Origin of the sequence: Streptomyces sp. NPDC016459, from assembly GCF_040632845.1 — a bacterium.
In the GTDB taxonomy this organism is placed as follows: Bacteria; Actinomycetota; Actinomycetes; order Streptomycetales; family Streptomycetaceae; genus Streptomyces.
In genome coordinates this window covers 1-23,260 of the sequence record NZ_JBEYCR010000012.1, presented here as the reverse complement: position 1 = coordinate 23,260, position 23,260 = coordinate 1, and the positions used below count along the sequence as shown (strand labels likewise).

21 protein-coding genes are annotated in these 23,260 nt (G+C 71.0%); 5 read left to right on the top strand and 16 right to left on the bottom strand.

Annotated elements, in window-relative coordinates; all coding sequences use genetic code 11:
* Positions 1-2: 2 nt before the first annotated feature.
* Entirely contained in the window at positions 3-1,367 is a 1,365-nt protein-coding gene (locus tag ABZ567_RS25025; RefSeq protein WP_360793621.1) for a DUF2637 domain-containing protein, read from the top strand.
* Positions 1,368-1,434: 67 nt separating this feature from the next.
* Here the strand turns inward: ABZ567_RS25025 and lysS are convergent, their stop codons facing one another.
* The gene (gene lysS / locus ABZ567_RS25020) at positions 1,435-3,159 is read right to left on the bottom strand and encodes a lysine--tRNA ligase (RefSeq protein ID WP_360793620.1); all 1,725 of its coding nucleotides are present in this window, start codon (positions 3,157-3,159) and stop codon (positions 1,435-1,437) included.
* A 208-nt stretch (positions 3,160-3,367) separates the two neighbouring features.
* Here lysS and argS point away from each other — a divergent pair, with 208 nt between their 5' ends.
* Positions 3,368-5,164, top strand: a complete 1,797-nt coding sequence (gene argS, locus ABZ567_RS25015) for an arginine--tRNA ligase (RefSeq protein ID WP_360793618.1) — start codon at positions 3,368-3,370, stop codon at positions 5,162-5,164.
* 65 nt (positions 5,165-5,229) lie between these two features.
* On the opposite strand, the gene ABZ567_RS25010 is transcribed toward argS, so the two are convergent.
* The 7 genes from ABZ567_RS25010 to ABZ567_RS24980 form a co-directional block, all read right to left on the bottom strand.
* On the bottom strand, positions 5,230-5,499 hold the full coding sequence (locus ABZ567_RS25010) for a DUF1876 domain-containing protein (RefSeq protein WP_360793845.1): 270 nt from the start codon (positions 5,497-5,499) through the stop codon (positions 5,230-5,232).
* A gap of 61 nt (positions 5,500-5,560) precedes the next feature.
* Positions 5,561-6,565 (bottom strand): porphobilinogen synthase, encoded by a 1,005-nt coding sequence (gene hemB, locus ABZ567_RS25005; RefSeq protein ID WP_360793616.1) that lies wholly within the window; start codon positions 6,563-6,565, stop codon positions 5,561-5,563.
* A gap of 353 nt (positions 6,566-6,918) precedes the next feature.
* Positions 6,919-8,589 (bottom strand): uroporphyrinogen-III synthase, encoded by a 1,671-nt coding sequence (locus ABZ567_RS25000; protein WP_360793614.1) that lies wholly within the window; start codon positions 8,587-8,589, stop codon positions 6,919-6,921.
* The gene (gene hemC / locus ABZ567_RS24995; protein WP_360793612.1) at positions 8,586-9,572 is read right to left on the bottom strand and encodes a hydroxymethylbilane synthase; all 987 of its coding nucleotides are present in this window, start codon (positions 9,570-9,572) and stop codon (positions 8,586-8,588) included. Before hemC ends, ABZ567_RS25000 begins: the two co-directional genes overlap by 4 nt.
* Positions 9,569-10,924, bottom strand: coding sequence for a glutamyl-tRNA reductase (locus ABZ567_RS24990; RefSeq protein ID WP_360793610.1), 1,356 nt, complete (start codon positions 10,922-10,924; stop codon positions 9,569-9,571). The genes hemC and ABZ567_RS24990 overlap by 4 nt, the downstream gene beginning before the upstream one ends.
* A complete protein-coding gene (locus ABZ567_RS24985) occupies positions 10,921-11,724 on the bottom strand; it encodes a redox-sensing transcriptional repressor Rex (protein ID WP_360793608.1) in 804 nt (267 codons plus the stop codon). The genes ABZ567_RS24990 and ABZ567_RS24985 overlap by 4 nt, the downstream gene beginning before the upstream one ends.
* Before the next feature lie 272 nt (positions 11,725-11,996).
* Positions 11,997-12,275, bottom strand: coding sequence for a glutaredoxin family protein (locus ABZ567_RS24980; RefSeq protein WP_360793606.1), 279 nt, complete (start codon positions 12,273-12,275; stop codon positions 11,997-11,999).
* 92 nt (positions 12,276-12,367) lie between these two features.
* Between ABZ567_RS24980 and ABZ567_RS24975 the strand changes: the two genes are divergently transcribed.
* The 3 genes from ABZ567_RS24975 to ABZ567_RS24965 all read left to right on the top strand — a co-directional run bounded on the left by ABZ567_RS24975 (position 12,368) and on the right by ABZ567_RS24965 (position 16,054).
* Positions 12,368-13,321, top strand: coding sequence for an HAD-IB family hydrolase (locus tag ABZ567_RS24975; protein WP_360793604.1), 954 nt, complete (start codon positions 12,368-12,370; stop codon positions 13,319-13,321).
* Between the two features lie 410 nt (positions 13,322-13,731).
* The gene (locus ABZ567_RS24970; protein WP_360793602.1) at positions 13,732-14,517 is read left to right on the top strand and encodes an ECF subfamily RNA polymerase sigma factor, BldN family; all 786 of its coding nucleotides are present in this window, start codon (positions 13,732-13,734) and stop codon (positions 14,515-14,517) included.
* A 298-nt stretch (positions 14,518-14,815) separates the two neighbouring features.
* A complete protein-coding gene (locus ABZ567_RS24965) occupies positions 14,816-16,054 on the top strand; it encodes a DUF5667 domain-containing protein (RefSeq protein ID WP_360793600.1) in 1,239 nt (412 codons plus the stop codon).
* A 226-nt stretch (positions 16,055-16,280) separates the two neighbouring features.
* On the opposite strand, the gene ABZ567_RS24960 is transcribed toward ABZ567_RS24965, so the two are convergent.
* The 8 genes from ABZ567_RS24960 to ABZ567_RS24925 all read right to left on the bottom strand — a co-directional run bounded on the left by ABZ567_RS24960 (position 16,281) and on the right by ABZ567_RS24925 (position 23,122).
* The gene (locus ABZ567_RS24960) at positions 16,281-17,345 is read right to left on the bottom strand and encodes a lysophospholipid acyltransferase family protein (protein WP_360793598.1); all 1,065 of its coding nucleotides are present in this window, start codon (positions 17,343-17,345) and stop codon (positions 16,281-16,283) included.
* 15 nt (positions 17,346-17,360) lie between these two features.
* Complete coding sequence (locus ABZ567_RS24955; RefSeq protein WP_360793596.1) at positions 17,361-18,434, bottom strand: NAD-dependent epimerase/dehydratase family protein; 1,074 nt, start codon at positions 18,432-18,434, stop codon at positions 17,361-17,363.
* A gap of 137 nt (positions 18,435-18,571) precedes the next feature.
* On the bottom strand, positions 18,572-18,670 hold the full coding sequence (locus ABZ567_RS24950) for an AURKAIP1/COX24 domain-containing protein (RefSeq protein ID WP_003948845.1): 99 nt from the start codon (positions 18,668-18,670) through the stop codon (positions 18,572-18,574).
* Positions 18,671-18,834: 164 nt separating this feature from the next.
* Complete coding sequence (locus ABZ567_RS24945) at positions 18,835-19,044, bottom strand: helix-turn-helix domain-containing protein (protein ID WP_015034391.1); 210 nt, start codon at positions 19,042-19,044, stop codon at positions 18,835-18,837.
* A 127-nt stretch (positions 19,045-19,171) separates the two neighbouring features.
* Positions 19,172-19,987, bottom strand: a complete 816-nt coding sequence (locus ABZ567_RS24940) for a phosphatase (protein WP_360793593.1) — start codon at positions 19,985-19,987, stop codon at positions 19,172-19,174.
* An 85-nt stretch (positions 19,988-20,072) separates the two neighbouring features.
* Positions 20,073-21,248: an acetoin utilization protein AcuC gene (locus tag ABZ567_RS24935; RefSeq protein WP_360793591.1), complete on the bottom strand. Its 1,176-nt coding sequence runs from the start codon at positions 21,246-21,248 to the stop codon at positions 20,073-20,075.
* Entirely contained in the window at positions 21,217-22,431 is a 1,215-nt protein-coding gene (locus tag ABZ567_RS24930) for an MFS transporter (RefSeq protein WP_360793589.1), read from the bottom strand. The genes ABZ567_RS24935 and ABZ567_RS24930 overlap by 32 nt, the downstream gene beginning before the upstream one ends.
* 43 nt (positions 22,432-22,474) lie before the next feature.
* A complete protein-coding gene (locus ABZ567_RS24925) occupies positions 22,475-23,122 on the bottom strand; it encodes an HAD family hydrolase (RefSeq protein ID WP_360793587.1) in 648 nt (215 codons plus the stop codon).
* Positions 23,123-23,260: the final 138 nt, after the last annotated feature.

The following is a 23,260-nucleotide window of genomic DNA, read 5'->3' as shown; positions in this document are numbered from 1 at the left end:
GGGTGGCCGCGATGCAGCTGACACGCACACACCGAATACTCATCGGCCTCGTCATAGCCGGTGCGCTGATCATCGCGGGGATCGGTTTCGCGGGTTCGTACGCCGCCGTGCGCGAGCTCGCTCTGGACAAGGGCTTCGGCACCTTCTCGTACTTCTTCCCGATCGGCATCGACGCGGGCATCTGTGTGCTGCTCGCCCTCGATCTGCTGCTGACGTGGTTGCGGATCCCGTTCCCGCTGTTGCGGCAGACGGCGTGGGTGCTGACCGCGGCGACGATCGCGTTCAACGGCGCGGCCGCCTGGCCGGACCCCCTGGGCGTCGGGATGCACGCGGTGATCCCGGTGCTGTTCGTGGTGGCCGTCGAGGCCGCGCGTCACGCCGTGGGGCGGATCGCGGACATCACGGCGGACAAGCACATGGAGGGCGTCCGGCTGACCCGCTGGCTGCTGTCTCCGGTGCCGACGTTCCGACTGTGGCGCAGGATGAAGCTGTGGGAGCTGCGCTCCTACGAGCAGGTGATCAAACTGGAGCAGGAGCGGTTGATCTACCAGGCGCGTCTGCAGGCCCGTTACGGCCGTAGCTGGCGGCGGAAGGCACCGGTGGAGGCGTTGATGCCGCTGCGTCTCGCCCGGTACGGCGTCCCGCTGGCGGAGACGGCGGCGGCGGGTCTCGCGGCGGCGGGTATCGAGCCGGCCCTGCTGCCCCCGCAGCCGCAGCAGCCGCAGCTCCAGTCCCACCACCAGCTCCAGCCCCAGCAGCCGGCTCAGCCTCTCCTGCCCCCACAGCCCCAGCCGCAGCTCCAGCAGGGCCCGGCGCAGGCACAGAGCCCGGCACAGGCCCAAGCCCAGGGACAGGCCCAGACGCAGGGACAGGCCCAGGCGCAGGCGCAGGGACAGGCCCAGGCGCAGCCGGGTGTGCAGGGCGGTCAGCTCCCCGAGGCGGAGGCCCCGAACCACGACAGTCCGTGGTTCCAGGCGCCTCAGCTCCCGTCCGAGGCTCATGAGACGGCGTTCGACCCGCAGTACGTCGACGGTCTGGCGCCGACCCCGGTCCCCGTACCGCTCGGCCCGGAGGACGTCCCGGTCCCGGACCCGCGCCATGAGCAGGGCCCCGAGGCGTTCGAGCCGTACCCGGAGTACGTGGAGGAGCCGGAGGCGCAGGTCGACGAGTTCCGTGAGGTCGTCTACAAGCTGACCTGGGCGTACGCCCTGGAGCACGACCGCTTCCCGGCTGATCCGGAGCTCGAGGCCATGGTCGCCGAGCACTACGGCGGCCGGCAGCCGCGCAACCCCGCTCTGCTGCAGCAGGTGATCCCGGGGGTGCAGGAGCAGATCCGGCGGGACATGCAGGACTACCGTCCGGCCTGAGTCCGCACGGGCACAGCGAAAGGGCCGCCACCCGTCTCCGGGTGGCGGCCCTTTCACCTGGTCGGGGTCAGGCTCCGAGCAGCTTCCTCACCCGGTCCGCGCCCACCGCGAGCAGCAGCGTCGGCAGCCGCGGTCCGGTCTCCCGGCTGACGAGCAGCTTGTACAGCAGGGCGAAGAACGCGCGCTGTGCGAGCTTCAGCTCGGGCGTCGGCTTGGCCTCGGGGTCGAGTCCGGCCATCACCTTCGGGACGCCGTAGACGAGGGTGGTGAGTCCGTCGAGCGACCAGTGGGTGTCGAGGCCCTCCAGGAGCAGGCGGAGCGACTCGCGGCCCTCGTCGTCGAGGGAGCCGAGGAGCTCGGTGTCGGGCTCCTCGCGGACGATGGTGCGCTGGTCGGCCGGGACCTGGCTGGTGATCCAGTTCTCGGCGCGGTCGAGGCGCGGCCGGACCTCGTCGAGGGAGGTGACGGGGTTCTCCGGGTCGAGCTCGGTGAGGATCCGCAGGGTCTGCTGGTCGTGGCCTGCGGTGATGTCCATGACGGAGGCGAGCGTCCGGTAGGGCAGCGGCCGCGGGGTGCGCGGCAGCTCTCCGGCGGCGGTGCGGGCGGCGCGGGAGTGGGCGGCGGCGTCGGCGGGCAGCACCGTGCCGTCGGCGACCTTCGTCTCCAGCTTGTCCCACTCGTCGTAGAGCCGCTGGATCTCCTGGTCGAAGGCGATCTTGAAGGACTGGTTGGGCCTGCGGCGTGCGTACAGCCAGCGCAGCAGCGGCGCTTCCATGATCTTCAGCGCGTCGGCGGCGGTCGGTACGCCACCGCGCGAGGAGGACATCTTGGCCATGCCGCTGATGCCGACGAAGGCGTACATGGGTCCGATGGGCTGGACGCCGTCGAAGATATCGCGGACGATCTGGCCGCCGACGACGAAGGACGAGCCGGGCGAGGAGTGGTCGACGCCGGAGGGCTCGAAGATGACGCCCTCGTAGGCCCAGCGCATGGGCCAGTCGACCTTCCAGACCAGCTTGCCGCGGTTGAACTCGCTGAGCTTCACGGTCTCGGCGAAGCCGCACTCCGTGCAGGTGTAGGCCAGCTCGGTGGTCTCGTCGTCGTACGAGGTGACGGTGGTGAGGTCCTTCTCGCACCGCCCGCAGTAGGGCTTGTACGGGAAGTAGCCGGAGGCGCCGCCGGAGCCGTCGTCCTCGCTCGCGGCGCCGGAGCCTTCCTCGGCCTCCAGCTCGGCCTCGTCGAGGGGCTTCTGCGACTGCTTCTTCGGCGTCTTCTTCGTCCGGTACTGGTCGAGGATGGCGTCGATGTCGCCGCGGTACTTCATGGCGTGCAGGATCTGCTCGCGGTAGGCGCCGGCGGTGTACTGCTCGGTCTGGCTGATGGGGTCGTACTCGACGCCCAGCTCGGCCAGCGACTCGACCATGGCGGCCTTGAAGTGCTCGGCCCAGTTGGGGTGGGGTGAGCCGGCGGGGGCCGGGACGGAGGTCAGCGGCTTGCCGATGTGCTCGGCCCAGGACGCGTCGATGCCCTCGATGCCGTTCGGCACCTTGCGGTAGCGGTCGTAGTCGTCCCAGGAGATGAGGTGCCTGACCTGGTGGCCGCGGCGGCGGATCTCGTCGGCGACCAGGTGCGGGGTCATGACCTCGCGGAGGTTGCCGAGGTGGATCGGGCCGGAGGGGGAGAGGCCGGAGGCGACGACGACCGGTTTGCCAGGCGCACGTCGCTCCGACTCGGCGATGACCTCGTCCGCGAAACGGGAGACCCAGTCGGTCTCGGTGCTGCTCTGAGCCACGGTCGGTACGTCCTTCTTCCTGAGGGGTTCTGCCTGACAGCTCTACGTGAGCCATTCTCCCAGACGGAACAGCGCGCTCCGAGGTTGTCCACAGGAAGAGATCGCGCGGCGTCCCCGAGTTGTCCACAGGCGGGGAAATCACGTTGTGCCGCCATGGGACACTTGACAGGCGAATCAGACCTGACGAACCCAACAGGAACGGAAGCTCATGGCCTCGGTCCCTTCCCTCGCTTCGACCGTGCAGCAGCGCCTCGCGGACGGCCTCTCGGCAGCCCTGCCGGAGGCGGCGTCCGCCGACCCGCTGCTGCGACGAAGCGACCGGGCCGACTTCCAGGCCAACGGCATCCTGGCGCTGGCCAAGCAGCTCAAGGGGAACCCCCGTGAGCTGGCGACCCGGGTCGTCGCCGCGATCCCGGAGAACGACGTCCTGGCGGAGATCGAGGTGTCGGGCCCCGGCTTCCTGAACATCACGGTGACGGACGCGGCGATCGTCCGCACGCTCGCGGCCCGCGCCGCCGACGCCCGGCTGGGCGTGCCGTTCAACGAGTCGGCGGGCACGACGGTCATCGACTACGCCCAGCCGAACGTGGCGAAGGAGATGCACGTCGGGCACCTGCGGTCCGCTGTGATCGGCGCCGCGATGGTCGAGATCCTGGAGTTCACCGGCGAGAGCGTGGTCCGCCGTCACCACATCGGCGACTGGGGCACCCAGTTCGGCATGCTCATCCAGTTCCTGATCGAGCACCCGCACGAGCTGGACCACAGGGCCGAGGACGGCGGCGAGGTCTCCGGCGAGGAGGCCATGTCGAACCTGAACCGGCTCTACAAGGCCTCGCGTGCCCTCTTCGACTCCGACGAGGAGTTCAAGACGCGGGCCCGCGCGCGCGTGGTGGACCTCCAGGCCGGTGACGAGGAGACGCTCGCGCTCTGGCAGCGCTTCGTCGACGAGTCGAAGATCTACTTCTACTCGGTCTTCGACAAGCTCGACATGGACATCCGGGACGCCGACATCGTCGGCGAGTCCGGGTACAACGACATGCTGGTGGAGACCTGCGCCATCCTGGAGGAGTCGGGCGTCGCCGTCCGCTCCGAGGGTGCGCTGTGCGTCTTCTTCGACGACGTGAAGGGCCCGGACGGCAACCCGACCCCGCTGATCGTCCAGAAGTCCGACGGCGGTTTCGGGTACGCGGCGACGGACCTGTCCGCGATCCGGGACCGGGTGCGGAACCTGAAGGCGACGACCCTGCTGTACGTGGTGGACGCCCGGCAGTCGCTGCACTTCAAGATGGTCTTCGAGACGGCCCGCCGGGCCGGCTGGCTGAACGACGACGTGAAGGCCGTCCAGCTGGCCTTCGGCACGGTCCTCGGCAAGGACGGGAAGCCGTTCAAGACCCGCGAGGGCGAGACGGTCCGGCTTGTGGACCTGCTCGACGAGGCGGTGGACCGGGCGACGACGGTCGTGCGCGAGAAGGAGCAGGACTTCCGCGAGAAGACCGGGAAGTCGCTCCTGACCGAGTCGGAGATCGTCGAGAACGGCCAGTACGTGGGCATCGGCGCGGTGAAGTACGCCGACCTGTCGACGTCCGCAGCGCGCGACTACAAGTTCGACCTGGACCAGATGGTCTCGCTGAACGGCGACACCTCGGTGTACCTCCAGTACGCGTACGCGCGGATCAGGTCGATCTTCGGGAAGGCGGGCGACCGCACGCCGCTGGCCCACCCGGAGCTGGAGCTGGCCCCGGCGGAGCGCGCGCTCGGCCTGCACCTGGACCAGTTCGGCGAGGTGATCGCCGAGGCGGCCACCGAGTACGCCCCGCACAAGCTCACCGCGTACCTGTACCAGCTGGCGTCGCTGTACACGACGTTCTACGACCAGTGCCCGGTCATCAAGCCGGAGCCGGCGCAGGACGTCGCGGAGAACCGCCTCTTCCTCTGCGACCTCACGGCCCGCACGCTCCACCAGGGCATGGCGCTGCTGGGCATCAGGACGCCCGAGCGCCTCTGACGAATGACGAGCGACTGAGCCCCCGGCACGGATCACCGTGCCGGGGGCTCAGTCGTCGACGGACGTCAGCGAAGGGAATGCGAGGTCCGACCCGACACCTCGTCGATTTCCGTATGCGCCTTCTGCAGCAGCTGCGAGGCGAGGTCCATCAGGGCACGCGCCCCGGCGATCTCCTCGCCCACCCTCAGCTGGTCCGGATCGGAGGGGTGACGGTTCGCGGTTCCGTGGGCCCGGAACTCGGTGCCGTCGCCGAGCCGGACCATGGCCGCGGCCCGCGTGCGGTCGCCCTCCTCCTGGAACTCCATCTCCACATGCCATCCGACAAGCGTGTGCATCATGAGGACCACCTCCAGCGAGGACCTGTCGGCTACCTCTCCAGGGTGCGCCGGACGGCCGTCACCGGCGAGCCGACCCCAGTGTCTGCGCCGCCTCGGTGGCCCAGTAGGTCAGGATCATCTGCGCGCCGGCCCGCCGGATGCCGGTGAGGGTCTCCATGATCGCCCTGTCCCGGTCGATCCAGCCCTTCTCCGCGGCCGCCTCGACCATCGCGTACTCCCCACTGATCTGGTACGCGGCGACGGGCACGTCCACCGACTCGGCGACCTTCGCGAGCACGTCGAGGTACGGCCCGGCGGGCTTCACCATCACCATGTCGGCGCCCTCCTCCAGGTCGAGGGCGAGCTCGCGCATCGACTCCCGGAGGTTGGCGGGGTCCTGCTGGTAGGTCTTGCGGTCACCGCGGAGCGAGGAGCCGACGGCCTCGCGGAAGGGCCCGTAGAAGGCGGAGGAGTACTTCGCGGTGTACGCGAGGATCGACACGTCCTCCTTGCCGATGGTGTCCAGGGCGTCCCGGACGACCCCGACCTGGCCGTCCATCATTCCGGAGGGCCCCACGACGTGGACGCCGGCGTCGGCCTGGACCTGGGCCATCTCGGCGTAACGTTCCAGCGTGGCGTCGTTGTCGACGCGGCCGTCGGCGTCCAGGACTCCGCAGTGGCCGTGGTCGGTGTACTCGTCGAGGCACAGGTCCGACATGATGACCAGGTCGTCGCCGACCTCGGCCTTCACGTCCCGGACGGCGACCTGCAGGATCCCGTCCGGATCCGTCCCCGCCGTGCCCGCGGCGTCCTTCTTAGCGTCCTCGGGCACGCCGAAGAGCATGATCCCGGAGACGCCGGCCTCCAGCGCCTCGGCCGCGGCCTTCCGCAGGGTGTCCCGGGTGTGCTGGACGACTCCGGGCATGGCCTGGATCGGAACGGGCTCGGTGATCCCCTCGCGTACGAACGCGGGGAGGATCAGATCGGCGGGGTGCAGCCGCGTCTCGGCCACCATCCGCCGCATGGCAGGGGTCGTCCGCAGCCGCCGCGGCCGCGCCCCGGGAAAGGATCCGTACGAGTTCATAATCCCGAGGCTACGCCCGCGGAAACGATGCACTTACCGACCCGGTGTGGGCATACGTCCGACCCCACCCCGTGGGGCCCTACGTCCACCCGCCGCACCCCCGTGCGCCCGTACGTCCACCCCGCCGCACCCCCGTGCGCCCCGCACGTCCACCCCGCCCCACCCCCGTGCGCCCCGCACGTCCACCCCGCCCCCACCCCCGTGTGGGCAGTCGTCCCGCAGGGCGGGACGGGTGGGCACACGGGACGGCGCCCTCGCCGGGCCCAGGCTTCCGCGCCCCGACCCGCACCACCGGTGCCCGCGGAACGCAAAGGGTGCGGGCCCCGCCAAGGGACCCGCACCCGAGAAACCGACTACGTCGTACGGCGCCGCCTGGCACCCGGCCGCCGCTCGGAAGGCCGCGTCACCGGGTCCCCCGCCTCGAGCGCGGACGCCCTCCGCCGCAGCCCGAAGTCCGCCAGCGCCTCCGCCAGCTTGTGCACGGACGGCTCGGGCGACAGGACGTCGACCCGCAGCCCGTGCTCCTCGGCCGTCTTGGCCGTGGCGGGCCCGATGCAGGCGATCACGGTCACGTTGTGCGGCTTCCCGGCGATGCCGACCAGGTTCCGTACGGTCGACGACGACGTGAACAGCACCGCGTCGAAGCCACCGCCCTTGATCGCCTCACGCGTGTCCGCCGGCGGCGGCGAGGCCCGTACGGTCCGGTACGCGGTGACGTCGTCGACCTCCCACCCGAGCTCGATGAGGCCGGCGACCAGCGTCTCGGTCGCGATGTCGGCCCGCGGCAGGAACACCCGGTCGATCGGATCGAAGACGGGGTCGTACGGCGGCCAGTCCTCGAGGAGCCCGGCGGCGCTCTGCTCGCCGCTCGGCACCAGATCGGGCTTCACACCGAAGTCGACGAGCGCCGCGGCCGTCTGCTCGCCCACCGCCGCGACCTTGATCCCGGCGAAGGCACGTGCGTCGAGCCCGTACTCCTCGAACTTCTCCCGTACGGCCTTCACCGCGTTGACCGACGTGAAGGCGATCCACTCGTACCGTCCGGTGACGAGCCCCTTGACCGCCCGCTCCATCTGCTGCGGGGTGCGCGGCGGCTCGACGGCGATGGTCGGTACCTCATGCGGCACCGCGCCGTACGAACGCAGCTGGTCGGAGAGCGACGCGGCCTGCTCCTTGGTGCGCGGCACGAGCACCCGCCACCCGAAGAGCGGCTTCGACTCGAACCACGACAGCTGGTCCCGCTGCGCCGGGGCGCTGCGCTCGCCGACCACGGCTATGACGGGCCGGTGGCCCTCGGGCGAGGGGAGGATCTTGCCCTGCTTGAAGACCTGGGCGATGGTGCCGAGCGTGGCGTTCCAGGTCCGCTGCCGGGTGGTGGTGCCCGCGATGGTGACGGTGAGCGGGGTGTCCGGCTTACGGCCCGCCGCCACCAGTTCACCGGCGGCCGCGGCCACCGAGTCGAGCGAGGTGGAGACGACGACGGTGCCGTCGGAGGCGCCGACCTCGGTCCAGCACCGCTCGTCGGCGGTGCGGGCGTCGACGAAGCGCACGTCGGTGCCCTGGGCGTCGCGGAGCGGCACACCGGCGTACGCGGGTACGCCGACGGCCGTGGCGACGCCGGGCACGACCTCGAAGGGGATGCCCTCGGCTGCGCAGGCGAGCATCTCGGCTCCGGCGTTCCCGTCGAGGCCGGGGTCGCCGGTCACCGCACGGACGACCCGCCTGCCGCCCCTCGCGGCCTCCATGACAAGATTGGCCGCGTCCCTCAACACGGGGACACCGGCGGTTGTTGACGCCTCGTCAACAATCGTCAGCTCCGGCGTGCTCACCCCCGCGCGCGCGTGGCCGCGAACGACCTCGAGCACCTCCGGCTCGGCGATCAGGACATCCGCTCCGGCGAGGGCCTCCACGGCCCTGAGGGTCAGGAGTCCGGGGTCACCGGGGCCTGCGCCGAGGAATGTGACGTGTCCATGGCCCGCGAAGGCCGGGGACAGCGGGCTGGTGGTCGGGCGGGTGGGGTTCAAAGTGCTCGCTCCCCCATAAGACCGGCCGCACCCTTGGCGAGCATCTCGTCCGCGAGTTCGCGTCCGAGCGCCATGGCCTCGTCGTGCGAGGTGGGTACGGGTCCGGTGGTGGACAGCTGCACCAGCGTCGAGCCGTCGGTGGTGCCGACGACGCCACGCAGGCGCATCTCGGTGACAACCTGCCCGTGACCGGGGTCGTCGGCCAGCAGGTCGGCCAGCGCACCCACGGGTGCGGAGCAGCCGGCCTCCAGGGCGGCGAGCAGGGATCGTTCGGCGGTCACGGCGGCCCGCGTGAGCGGGTCGTCGAGCGCGCCGAGCGCGGCGACGAGGTCGGCGTCGGACGCCGGGCACTCGATCGCCAGGGCCCCCTGGCCGGGGGCGGGCAGGACGGAGTCGACCGACAGGTGGTCGAGCGACAGGGAGCCGGTGAGCTCCTCCGTACCGCCGATGCGGTTGAGGCCGGCCGCGGCGAGGACCACCGCGTCCAGTTCCCCGTTGCGTACGTAGCCGATCCGGGTGTCGATGTTCCCCCGGATCGGGACGCAGCTGATCTCCAGGCCGTGGCCGCGCGCGTACGCGTGGAGCTGAGCCGTGCGCCGCGGCGAACCGGTGCCGATCCGGGCGCCCTGGGGCAGCCGGTCCAGCGTGAGCCCGTCGCGGGCGATCAGTACGTCGCGCGGGTCCTCGCGCGTCGGGATCGCGGCCAGCACCAGGTCGGGGTGCTGGGTGGTCGGCAGGTCCTTCAGGGAGTGGACGGCGAAGTCCACCTCGTCGGCGAGCAGTGCGTCACGCAGGGCGGCGACGAAGACGCCGGTGCCGCCGATCTGCGCGAGGTGCTCCCGGGAGGTGTCCCCGTACGTCGTGATCTCCACGAGCTCGACGGGCCGGCCGGTCAGCCGCCGGACGGCGTCGGCCACGTGCCCGGACTGGGCCATGGCGAGCTTGCTGCGCCTGGTCCCGAGCCTCAGTGCCCTCTCGGTCATACTCGCCCTCGGTTCTTGACGTCGGCGTCATTCAGGTCGGCCCGGCTGACGGCAGCCACCGTCTCCGGGTCGAGGTCGAAGAGTGTCCGCAGCGCGTCCGCGTACCCGGCGCCGCCGGGCTCGCTGGCCAGCTGCTTGACCCGCACGGTCGGCGCGTGCAGGAGCTTGTCGACGACGCGGCGCACGGTCTGGGTGATCTCGGCGCGCTGCCTGTCGTCGAGGCCGGGCAGCCGGCCCTCGAGCCGGGCGACCTCGTTGGCCACCACGTCGGCGGCCATGGTGCGCAGGGCGACGACGGTGGGGGTGATGTGGGCGGCGCGCTGGGCGGCGCCGAAGGCGGCGACCTCGTCGGAGACGATGCCGCGCACCAGGTCGACGTCGGCGGCCATGGGGGCGTCGGCGGAGGCCTCGGCGAGCGACTCGATGTCGACGAGCCGGACGCCGGGGACGCGGTGCGCGGCGGCGTCGATGTCGCGGGGCATGGCGAGGTCGAGCAGGGCGAGCGGGGTGCGCCGGCCCTGTACGGCGGTCTCGACCCCGTCGCCGGTGAGGACGAGTCCGGTGGCGCCGGTGCAGGAGACGACGACGTCGGCTCGTGTCAGTTCGTCGCCGACGGCAACCATTTCGACCGCGTGGGCGGCCACTCCGGTGCCACCGGGCTCGCTCAGGATCTGCGCGAGCCGCTCGGCGCGGGTCAGGGTGCGGTTGGCGATGACGATCTCGGAGACGCCGGCACGCGCGAGCGTGGCGGCGGCGAGCGAGGACATCGATCCCGCGCCGATGACGAGTGCCTTCTTGCCCTTGGCCCAGGTGTCGACGTCGGCCCCGTCGGCGATCTGCTCGAGCCCGAAGGTGACGAGCGACTGCCCGGCCCGGTCGATCCCGGTCTCGCTGTGGGCGCGCTTGCCGACCCGCAGGGCCTGCTGGAACAGGTCGTTGAGGAGGCGGCCCGCGGTGTGGAGTTCCTGGCCGAGGGCGAGGGCGTCCTTGATCTGGCCGAGGATCTGGCCCTCGCCGACGACCATGGAGTCGAGTCCGCACGCCACCGAGAAGAGGTGGTGGACGGCCCGGTCCTCGTAGTGCACGTAGAGATAAGGAGTGAGCTCGTCCAGGCCGACCCCGCTGTGCTGCGCGAGGAGGGTGGACAGCTCGGCGACGCCCGCGTGGAACTTGTCCACGTCGGCGTAGAGCTCGATGCGGTTGCAGGTGGCGAGGACGGTGCCCTCGGTGGCCGGTTCGGCGGCGAGGGTGTCCTGGAGGAGCTTGGCCTGGGTGTCCGCCGACAGCGCGGCCCGCTCCAGGATGGAGACCGGGGCGCTGCGGTGGCTGAGGCCGACCACGAGGAGGCTCATGCCGGCATCACGGCGGGGACGTCCCCGTCGGGTCCCTTGCGGCCGGCGCCCGTGGCACCACGGGGGGCCGGCGGTACGGCGGCCACGGCGGCCTCCGCGTCGGCGCCCGTGTCCGTGCCGGACTCGGCGTTCGACTCCTCGCCGGCCTTGCGCTGCTCGTGGAAGGCGAGGATCTGCAGCTCGATGGAGAGGTCGACCTTGCGGACGTCCACGCCGTCGGGCACGGAGAGCACGGTGGGGGCGAAGTTCAGGATGGAGGTGACTCCGGCGGCCACGAGCCGGTCGCAGACCTGCTGGGCGACGCCGGCCGGGGTCGCGATGACGCCGATGGAGACGCCGTCCTCGTCGATGATCCTCTCGAGGTCGTCGCTGTGCTGGACGGGGATCCCGGCGACCGGCCTGCCGGTCATGGCGGGGTCGGCGTCGATCAGCGCGGCGACGCGGAAGCCACGGGAGGCGAACCCGCCGTAGCCGGCGAGGGCGGCACCGAGGTTGCCGATGCCGACGATGACGACCGGCCAGTCCTGGGTGAGCCCCAGCTCACGGGAGATCTGGTAGACGAGGTACTCGACGTCGTAGCCGACCCCGCGGGTGCCGTAGGAGCCGAGGTAGCTGAAGTCCTTGCGGAGCTTCGCGGAATTGACCCCCGCCGCGGCCGCGAGCTCTTCGGAGGAGACCGTGGGTACGGAGCGCTCCGAGAGCGCCGTGAGGGCGCGCAGATACAGCGGAAGCCGGGCGACGGTGGCCTCGGGAATTCCTCGGCTACGGGTCGCCGGTCGGTGAGTTCGGCCAGTTGCCACGGTGCTCCTGCGGGATGAGCGGGGCTGCAGGCGGCCATATGTCCCAGGACCGCCCCGTCGAATGCAGGCTATGTCTTTGTGAACGCGTGCACAAAGATGATGTCCGTTTTGTCCGGCCAAAGTGACCGGGGTCACGCGGCTGGTTCGCATCGTCACGGAACCGCGGGGCGCCTCAACGCGTTGAGAGCCCGAAGGGGGCATAACCGCACACTCTCCTCACGGCGCTGCCCCCGAAAGCCAACAAAACGTCCACGATGGTAGCCGCGTTCCGGTCACGCACCCAGTTCGCGACGGAGCCGCCCCGCGTCGACGCGCCAGAAGGTGTGCTGCTCGCCGTCGACCAGGACCACGGGAATCTGCTCCCAGTACGCCCGGTGGAGCTCCTCGTCCCGGGTGATGTCCTTCTCCTCCCAGCGCGCCCCCGTCTCCGCGCACACGGCCTCGATCACCGCGCGCGCGTCGTCGCACAGATGGCACCCCGGCTTGCCGATCAGCGTCACGGTGCGCGCCCCGGCGTCCTTCTTCTTCGTCCGTCCGAACATGACGCCCATTCTGTCCCGATTAACAGGAGAGCCCCGCAGTGTTCACGCCGCGGCACCGTCACATCTCGGGAAGTTCCGAACAGACTGGCTATGCTCACCGCATGGCCGCTCTGGGATGGCTCACCCCCCGTAGGCGCTCCGCCACCGCGCGCAGCGTCCTCGCAGGCGAGGCCGCTGCCGAGGCAGCGCGCAAGTCCTCGCTCCAGCTGGAACGGGAGCGGGAAGCGGCCGCGGCGGCCGCGCCGCCCCAGGCGCCGGTCGAGCCCGCGTTCCCGGTCGTCGGCGACGTACGGGCGGCCGCGTTCTTCGACCTCGACAACACCGTGATGCAGGGCGCCGCGATCTTCCACTTCGGCCGCGGCCTCTACAAGCGGAAGTTCTTCCAGCGCCGCGAACTCGCCCGCTTCGCCTGGCAGCAGGCCTGGTTCCGGCTCGCCGGCGTCGAGGATCCCGAGCATATGCAGGACGCCCGCGAGAGCGCCCTGTCCATCGTCAAGGGTCACCGTGTCTCCGAGCTGATGTCGATGGGCGAGGAGATCTACGACGAGTACATGGCCGACCGCATCTGGCCCGGCACCCGCGGCCTGGCCCAGGCGCACCTGGACGCCGGCCAGAAGGTCTGGCTGGTCACCGCCGCCCCGGTGGAGACGGCCACGATCATCGCCCGGCGGCTCGGTCTGACGGGCGCGCTCGGCACGGTCGCCGAGTCCGTCGACGGCGTCTACACCGGCAAGCTGGTCGGCGAGCCGCTGCACGGACCCGCCAAGGCCGAGGCGGTACGGGCGCTCGCCGCCGCCGAGGGACTCGACCTGGGCCGCTGCGCCGCCTACAGCGACTCGCACAACGACATCCCGATGCTCTCGCTGGTCGGGCACCCGTACGCGATCAACCCGGACGCCAAGCTCCGCAGGCACGCCAAGGCCAGGGACTGGCGACTGCGCGACTACCGGACCGGACGCAAGGCCGCCAAGGTCGGGATCCCCGCCGCGGCGGGCCTCGGCGCCCTGGCCGGAGGCACGGCCGCCGCGGTCGCGCTGCACCGCCGCCGTCACTGACACGGCTCTCCCCTGCCGATACGTTTCGGCTGCGATCATCTGCGACAACCCCGGACCAGACACCCTCACCCGTCCGTGGTCGAACACCACCGCACAGGTCGACTCCCCGGCATTCCGGCCCCCTTACCCCGCAGCGGGCCCGATGACTCACGCGCCCCGCACTTGAGCACAACGCAACGCCGACGCAGTCACACCCGAAAGCAAACCGATCAAGAATCGATCACTAATAGCGAGCAGTTTCGACTACAAGCAGTAACAGAACCGTCGTAACCGGTGATTTGAGCAACTGGGTGTAGCGCTGCCTGTACGAAGCGTTATTCTCCTCAGACGCACAAAGGACCCCTCACGTCGCCACGACGAGTGAACGGTCCCGCACTGCACGTGATGGAAGCTCTGCCTCTGGGAGTCCCGTGTACCCACACGTCGGGGTTGACACCTCGGGCCTGGCTACGCTGCGCGCAACGGTCCTCGACCTCTTGCGCGGCTTCGTCCCCACCGCGTACGCCGGCCCTGTCCCCGCATTCGCCTTCGCCGCCCCGGCACCCGCCGGCCCTTGCTATGCCCTGGCCGACGGCAGCGCCGCCGTGGGCAGACGAGGCGCCCGCTCGGGAAGCTCGACCCCCGTCCGCCGCCCCACCGCCGACAGCGACAGCGCCCGCATGATGGACCTGGTCGAGCGCGCCCAGGCGGGCGAGGCCGAAGCCTTCGGCCGCCTGTACGACCAGTACAGCGACACGGTCTATCGCTACATCTACTACCGCGTCGGCGGAAAGGCGACGGCGGAGGACCTCACCAGTGAGACGTTCCTGCGCGCCCTGCGCAGGATCTCCACCTTCACCTGGCAGGGCCGCGACTTCGGCGCCTGGCTCGTCACCATCGCCAGGAACCTGGTCGCCGACCACTTCAAGTCCAGCCGCTTCCGCCTGGAAGTCACCACCGGCGAGATGCTCGACGCCAACGAGGTCGAGCGCAGCCCCGAGGACTCCGTCCTGGAGTCCCTCTCCAACGCCGCACTCCTCGACGCGGTCCGCCGCCTCAACCCCCAGCAGCAGGAGTGCGTGACCCTGCGCTTCCTCCAGGGCCTGTCGGTCGCCGAGACCGCCCGGGTCATGGGCAAGAACGAGGGTGCCATCAAGACCCTTCAGTACCGGGCCGTCCGCACCCTGGCCCGCCTTCTCCCGGACGACGCCCGCTGACCGGTCCGCGCCCCCCACACGCGCCCCCACGCCCCGGTCCGCGAGCCCCCTCCCACCCCTCCCCCCACGTCCCCACGACCCCCGTCCAACTCACAGTCGGTGACGCCCCGATGACGCACTGGTCCGATCATCTTTCGCGCGTAACCCAAGTGCCGCGCCGCTCGTTGTGCGGGATGCAGGCTCCCTGTGGACACTCCATGTCCGCATCCACTCACTCTTTCGTGTGGATGCGCTCAAGGTGTGCAACCTTCCGGACCCCCCGGGGAGTCGACCGTCATGACGAGAGGAGGTGCCGCCAGTGATCGCGAACGTATCGGCCCACCGGCGGGCGAACGCCTTCGCCCAGACCCTGGAGGACCGGGCGTCCGAGGGCGCGGCGGCCGAGCAGTCCGATGCCTCGGCCGAACCGGCCGAGCAGGGACGGCTGTTGGCCTTGGCGAACGGTCTCGGCGAGTTGCCGAAGCCACAGTTGGACCCCGAGGTCAAGGTGGTGCAACGAGCCCAGCTCGTCGCCGCCATGGAAGCGATGCTCATGGAGGGCAGCGCGGCCGCGGCACCCACGGTGCCGGAGCAGCGCACCGCAAGCGGCAAGGGAGCCCACCGGGCGTCCCCGCTGCGCAAGCTGCGGCCCCGTTCCCGCTGGACCAAGGGCCTCGCCGCCGGCGGCCTCACCGTCGGTGTGGCGGCGGGCGCCTTCGGCGGAGTGGCCGCGGCCAGCTCCGACGCGCTTCCCGGCGACTCGCTCTACGGGCTCAAGCGAGGCATGGAGGACATCAAGCTGGGCATGGCGGACGACGACGCGGATCGCGGCGGCATCTACCTCGACCAGGCGTCCACCCGCCTCAGCGAGGCCCGCAGGCTCATGGAACGTGGCCGCTCCGGCGACCTCGACCACGAGTCGCTCAGCGAGATCCGCCGCGTCCTGGGCGGGGTGAAGCACGACGCGAGCGAAGGCCACCGCCTGCTCCGCCAGGCGTACGAGCGGGACGGCGAGATCGCCCCGATGGCCCGGCTCAACTCCTTCGCCCAGGCCCACCGGGACACCTGGAACGGCCTGCGCGACCGGCTCCCCGTGCAACTGGCGGACGTCGGCAGCGAGGTGACCCACGTCTTCGACGCCATGGACGAGGAGGTCGAGCCGCTCCAGTCGGTGCTTCCCCGCACCCCGGAGAAGAGCAGGATCGGCTCGGAGAGCCCCAGCGGCACTCCCAGCACCCCGAAGGCCCCCCAGGAGCCGGACTCCCAGCGTCCGTCCTCCCCCGACCAGGCCACTCCCTCGGGCAGCCACTCGGCACCACCCCGCCCGACCGGCCCCAGCACGGGCAGCAGCCCGAGCTCGGACGGCGTCACCAATTCACCCCAGGACGACGGCCTCCTCGGCGGCAGCACCGGCGGACTGCTCAAGCCCTCCCCGACCGGCACGCCGACACCCCCCACGGGCGACCAGGCCCCGCCGGACATGCCGGACGTGACCATCCCACCCATCCTGCCGGGCCTGCTCCCGGGCCTCGGCATCGACAGCGAAGACGCTCGCTAGCAAGGAAGAAGGGGCGCCCCCACGGACGGGGGGCGCCCCTTCTTCTTGCCCGGACAACCACTCGCCTCGGCAGAACACCGCCTCAGAAGAACACCGACCGCCGCTGCACCAGCAGCTTGGCCCCTCGTCCCTGTCTCCCTCGCACCGCTCGGCCCGGGGGCCTCACGGGCTTCGGAAGACTGCGCCGGACTCCGTCCGTCGGGCGGCCCCCACGGCAGCCCCTGCCTCAGAAGAACACCGACCGCCGCTGCACCAGCAGCTTGTACAGCGTGTGCTGGATCTGCTCCCGTACCTGATCCGTCAGGTTGAACATCAGCATCGGGTCCTCCGCCGCCTCCGGCGCGTAGGAATCCGTCGGGATCGGCTCGCCGAACTGGATCGTCCACTTCGTCGGGAGCGGCAGCGCCCCGAGCGGACCCAGCCACGGGAAGGTCGGGGTGAGCGGGAAGTACGGGACGCCGAGCACCCGCGCCAGCGTCTTCGCGTTCCCGATCATCGGGTATATCTCCTCCGCCCCGACGATCGAGCACGGCACGATCGGCACCCCGGCCCGCAGCGCCGTCGAGACGAAGCCGCCCCGCCCGAACCGCTGGAGCTTGTACCGCTCCCCGAAGGGCTTCCCGATGCCCTTGAAGCCCTCGGGCATCACCCCGACGATCTCGCCGGCGCGCAGCAGCCGCTCCGCGTCCTCCGCACAGGCCAGGGTGTGCCCCGCCTTCCGGGCCAGCTCGTTGACGACCGGCAGCACGAAGACCAGGTCGGCCGCGAGCAGCCGCAGGTGCCGCCCGGCCGGATGGCGGTCGTGGACGGCGACCTGCATCATCAGCCCGTCCAGCGGCAGGGTCCCCGAGTGGTTGGCGACGATCAGGGCCCCGCCCTCGGCCGGGATGTTCTCGACGCCCTTCACCTCCACCCGGAAGTACTTCTCGTACAGCGGGCGCAGCAGCGACATCAGGACCTGGTCGGTGAGTTCCTCGTCGTAGCCGAACTCGTCGACCTCGTAGTCGCCGGTGATCCGCCGCCGAAGGAACGCGAGCCCGCCCGCGAGCCGCCGCTCCCAGCCACTCGTCCCGGCGACCCCCTCGGCCCCACCGAGGGGGCTCACGCCGGCACCGCCCTCAGGGCCACCGTCACCGAGCAACACATCCTCCCGGGCCTCCCCGGGCTCCTCAGGGCCCTTCTGAGGCCCCGGCAGGGCCCGTACGGCCGCCGCCTCGCCGTCGGGGCGGCCGGGCCGTCGCCGGGCCCGCGACCGGTCGTCGTCGAACGGAATGACCTTGGCGTCCGCCATCGCTGTCCGGCCTCCTCAGGCGCCGTCGTGAACGGGGGGAACAGGTGAAACAGGTACGGCGGGCGGAGCCAGGCGCCCGGCCAGCCGGTCCACCGCCCCCGCGAGCCTCTCCGGCGGCAGCAGTCCGGGCCCCCGGCCGCGCGCGAAGTCGGCGAAGGTCTCCGCCGTGGAGTAGCGCGGCGAGAACCCGAGCACCTCACGCGTCTGGACGGTCGAGACGACCCTGCCGTGGGTGAGCAGCCGGATCTGCTCGGGCGCGAAGTCGGTGATCCCGACCGTACGCAGCGCCGTCCCCACCCAGGTGACCGCGGGCAGCAGCACCGGCACCGTGGGCCGCCCCAGGCGCCGTGCGCACTGGGAGAGCAACAGCACCCCGTCCCCGGCCACGTTGAAGGTGCCGCTGTTCTGCGTGGCCCTGCGAGGCTCGTGCGCCCCCAGGCGCAGCACGTCGATCACGTCGTCCTCGTGGACGAACTGCAGTCTCGGGTCGTAGCCGAGGACGGTCGGCAGGATGGGCAGCGCCAGGTACTCGGACAGCGGGGAGTCGATCCGGGGCCCCAGGATGTTCGCGAACCGCAGCACGCACACGGCCACGTCCGGGCGGCGCCGGGCGAAGCCCCGTACGTACCCCTCGACCTCGACCGCGTCCTTGGCGAAGCCCCCGCTGGGCAGCGCCTTCGCGACCGTCGTCTCGGTGAAGACGGCGGGGTCGCGGGGCGCGGAGCCGTAGACGCTGGTACTGGACTTGACCACGAGCCGGCTGATCCGCGGCGACTTCTGGCAGGCGCCGAGCAGCTGCATGGTGCCGATGACGTTGGTCTCCTTGACCGACGTACGGCCCCCACCGCCGAGCGCCGTGCCGGTGACGTCCAGATGGACCACCGTGTCGACGTCGTGCTCGGCCAGAATCTTGGCGATCTCCGGCCTGCGGATGTCGGTCCGTACGAACTCGGCGGCGCCGAGCCGGTGCGCGGGGTCGACCGCGTCCACCGCGATCACCCGCTCCACCTCCGGGTCCCGCTGGATCCGCCGCACGAAGCGGCCCCCGAGATGCCGGGCGGCACCGGTGACGAGCACGACCTTGCCCAAGATCAGCGCCTTCCGTCGGTCTTCCGTTGGTCGCCACCGTAGCGCCTCAGGATTTCCGCGCACATAAGACGTGGCCCTCCACCGCGAACGGTGAAGGGCCACGCCTGACGCACGAAACGCTGCGATGCAGCTGTCGCCTACTTCTTGTTGCGACGCTGAACGCGCGTGCGCTTCAGCAGCTTGCGGTGCTTCTTCTTGGCCATCCGCTTACGCCGCTTCTTGATAACAGAGCCCACGACTACCCTCGCTCACTTCTCGGAACATTCCCGCCTCCCGGCGGGAATCGGTGCGGGGCGTCTGGGCCCACACGACCTACGTCGGCCTAGCCTACCGTCCCGAGCACCGCGCTTGTAATCCGAGGGACATACGGAGCTTTCCCGGCGTTGTCGCCGCGCTCGCGCTACGCGGTCCCCACCCCCACGAAGGACTCCCGCAGGTACTCGTGAACCGCCTGTTCCGGCACCCGGAAGGACCTGCCCACCCGGATCGCCGGCAGATGACCGCTGTGCACCAAGCGGTACACGGTCATCTTGGACACGCGCATCACCGAGGCGACTTCCGCCACGGTCAGAAACTTGACCTCGTTGAGAGGTCGTTCGCCAGCAGCCATGACCCACCTGTACCTTCCGCCGCGACGCCCACCGGCTTCCCCTCCGATGACTCTCCGTCGCCGAGCGCTCACGCTCCAGCCTAGGGGCGGGTGGTACGAGTGGGGAAGAGGAGCTACCACCGGCCGTTTACCGTGACAGACACGCTCGATTGAGTACATAGCGAGTAAGGGGGCGGTAGAAGACGGAGCGCACGCCGTCATCAAGCGGAACGACCACCGACACCTGCCCCTCCGCCTCACCCACGAACAGCGCCGGATCGTCCGTGTCGGCGAGACCGATGGCCTCGATACCCAGCTGACCTGCCCCGCAGACCCATCCGTGGTCCCCCACGACGAGCTCCGGGAGCGGCCCGCCGCACTCGGCCGCGCTCTCCAGAACGGCCCTGACCGGCAGCGGCGAGTGGGAGTGCGCCCCCCGCTCGCGCCCACCCCCGGGCGGCCCCGGCTCTCGCACCAGAGCGACCCCCCGTACGTAGTCGATGAGGTACGTACGTACGCCGAACCGCGTCGTTATGTCGACACATCGCCCCTGCGCCGGGGTGAGGACAAGACATCCCGCCGCCGACAAAGCGTCTGCGAGAGCGACGTAGAAACCGAGCAGCCGATGCGGATGCCCCGTCCCGATGAGCACCGGGACCCGCCGCGCGGCCGCCGCGCCCAACCGCGCCGCGAAGGCGTCGAGCCCCCGCAACGTACGCTCGGGATCGATCACGTCGGGCCCCGTCCGATGCGCCGGATCCCCCGACACCCCGCACTTGTCGGCCATCAGCCGCAACAGATCGGCCTCGCCCCACCCCCACGCCGGGTCGAGCCCCAGCAGCACCCGCGGATCGCGCGCGGCGAAGAGCCGATAGCTCCGCAGGCTCTCCTCCCGCGACGTCGCCACCGTTCCCGCCAACCCCGCCGCCAACAGATGCGCCCGCAGCGCCCCGGTACTCAACACCCCCCCGATGCTGCCGGAACACCCCCACGACGGAGCCCGAACCCCCCGGACACCCCACCGTCGGCGTAACGCCCACCCGAACGTTCTAGGCGAGCAGCCCCCGCAACGGAAAAGCGGCCTTACGGGTCGCGAGCACCGCCTGGTCGAGCCGGTCCGCCGGGTCGTACCCCTCGGCCCAGTCCCGGAAGCCCACCGGCCACCGCCCGTCCGTCATCCGCGCCGGCCCCGACTGCCTGGTCCGCGCGTACACCTCGTCCCGCCACGACGACGGGATCACCGACTCCGGATCCACCGGAGCGTGCGCCGCGATCCCCACCAGATGCGTCCACGACCGCGGTACGACGTCCACCACCGCGTACCCGCCACCGCCCAGGGCCACCCAGCGCCCGTCCGCGTACGCGTGCGCCAGCTCGTGACAGGCCTCCTGCACGGCCCGCTGCGCGTCCAGCGACACCGCCAGGTGCGCGAGCGGATCCTCGAAGTGCGTGTCCGCCCCGTGCTGGGTGACGAGGACCTGCGGCCGGAAGTCCGCGATCAGCTCCGGCACGACGGCGTGGAAGGCCCGCAGCCACCCCGCGTCACCCGTCCCCGCCGGGAGCGCCACGTTCACCGCCCCGCCCTCACCGGCACCGGCCGCGCCCGTCTCCTCCGGCCACCCCGTCTGCGGGAACAGCGTCCGAGGATGCTCGTGCAGCGACACGGTCAGCACTCTGGGGTCCTCCCAGAACGCCGCCTGCACCCCGTCCCCGTGGTGCACGTCCACATCCACGTAGGCGACCCGCTCCGCGCCCAGCTCGAGCAGCCTGGCGATCGCCAGCGAGGCGTCGTTGTAGACGCAGAAACCCGAGGCGGACCCCGGCATCGCGTGGTGCAGCCCGCCCGCGAAGTTCACCGCGTGCGCTGCCTCCCCGCGCCACACCGCCTCCGCGGCCCCCACCGACTGCCCCGCGATCAGCGCCGACGCCTCGTGCATCCCGGCGAACGCCGGATCGTCGACCGTACCGAGCCCGTACGCCTGGTCGGCTCCCCGCGGATCCAGCGACGCGGCCCGCACCGCCGCCACGTAGTCCTCGCGGTGCACGAGCCGCAGCGTCGAGTCCCCGGCCGGCTTGGCCGCCACGACGTCCACCGCCCGGTCGAGCCCGTACGCCCGCACCAGCGACATGGTCAGCGCGAGCCGTACCGGATCCATCGGATGCTCGGACCCGAAGTCGTACTGCGTGACAGCTTCATCCCACATCAACAGTGCGCGGCCGCTCATGCCCGCCACCGTATCGGGCCGCCCGCGAGCCGAACGACGTGGCGTAGGCCACCGTCACCAGGACCAGCACCATCGGCACCAGCATGGCCCCCCGGTAACTCCACGCGTCCCCGAGCGCCCCCACCAAGGGCGATCCGATGAGAAAGCCGACGTAGTTGAAGACGTTGAGCCGCGCCACGGCCGCGTCGCTCCCCCCGGGACCGTTACTCGTGAAGGCCAGCCGACCGGCCGCCGCGAAGGTCTGCGGCACGATCACGCTCAACCCGAGACCCAGCACCGTGAACCCGGCGATCCCCACCCAGGCCCCCGGCGCCACCGCCACCACCGCGAACCCCACCGCGGCGAGCACGGCCCCACCCCGCACGACCGCCGCCGCCCCCAGCCGCCGCACCGCGAAGTCCCCCACGCCCCGCCCGAGAAGCGTCGTCACCATGTACGCGTTGTACGGCACCGTCGCCATCTCCTCCGAGCTGCCCAGCACGTCCTGGAGGTACTTGGCACTCCAGTTGGAGACGGTCGAGTCCCCGATGTACGCGAAGGTCATGACGAGGCAGAGCGGCAGCAGCAACGCGAAGGCGACCCCGCCTCCCGCACTCTCCCCCGCTTCCTGCCCCACCCCGTCCCCGCCGGCCGCGTACCACCGGCTACCGACGAGGGCGACGGGCAACAGCACCAGGACCACCGGCAGATACGACACGAACAGCGACAGGTCCCCGCGCGCCCCCACCCACGCCAGCGAGGCACCCACGATCCCCCCGAGGCTGTACGAGGCGTGGAACCCGAGCATGATGCTCCGCCCGTACGCCCGCTGGAGGCTGACCCCCAGCATGTTCATGGAGGCGTCCAGCGCGCCGACCGCGAGCCCGAAGAGCCCCAGGGCGACCGCCGCCTGCCACACCTCGCTCCCCACCCCCACGGCGAGCAAGGACAGGAGGACGAGCGGCTGGGACCACCGCAACACCACCGCCGGCCCCACCGTGGCGACGAGCCTCCCGGTCGCCACGCTCGCCACACCGGCCAGGATCGGCACGGCGGCCAGGAACGCCGGCAGCAACCCGTCCGAGATCCCGTACCGCTCCTGGATCGCCGGTATCCGGGTCACGAGCAGAGCGAACGTGACCCCCTGCACGAAGAAGCTGACCGCCAGGGATCCCCGCCCACGCCGCAACCGCGCATCCGTCATGGCGGCACAGCGTACGGCCGGAACCTACTGCGGGGTAGGTGGATCACAGGCCCAATATCGCCGGCAGCTCCTCCATCCCGCGGAAGAACCCCACGGCACCGGCGAGCTTCTCCTCGGGCGTCATCGCGGTGAACCCGTAGACGTCCATCCCGGCCGCCAGGGCCGCCTGCACCCCGAGCCGACTGTCCTCGATGACCAGGCACCGCTCGGGGGCCACCCCCATCCGCGCGGCGGCGTACAGAAACAGATCAGGCGCCGGCTTCCCCCGCCCCACGTCGTCGGCACTGAACACCATCTCGTCCCGGAACCAGGCGTCGAGTCCCGTCTTCCGATGCCCCACCCGGATCCGCTCGTGACTTCCCGAGGAGGCCACACAGTACGGAACCCCACCCTCGGCAAGCAGCCTCAGCACCTCCCGAACCCCAACCACGGCTTGCAACTCGGCCTGGAAGGCAGCGAACACACGCGTGTGGAACGTCGCGTCGAACTCCACCGGCAACCGCTGTCCACTCCGCTCCTCGACGAGCTCATGAATCCGATGCATGGCGGATCCCATGTAGTCCCGCACTGATTCCTCGTACGAGGTGGGATGCCCGAGCTCCGTCAGATAGCCGGCCAGCAGGGTGTTGGAAATCGGCTCGCTGTCCACGAGCACCCCGTCGTTGTCGAAGATGACCAGGTCATAGCGCATGCCGCCCAGCTTAGAACGCAAAAATGCCTCAACCCCCGGACAAAGTCCGGGGGTTGAGGCTAAAAATTGTTCGGCGGCGTCCTACTCTCCCACAGGGTCCCCCCTGCAGTACCATCGGCGCTGAAAGGCTTAGCTTCC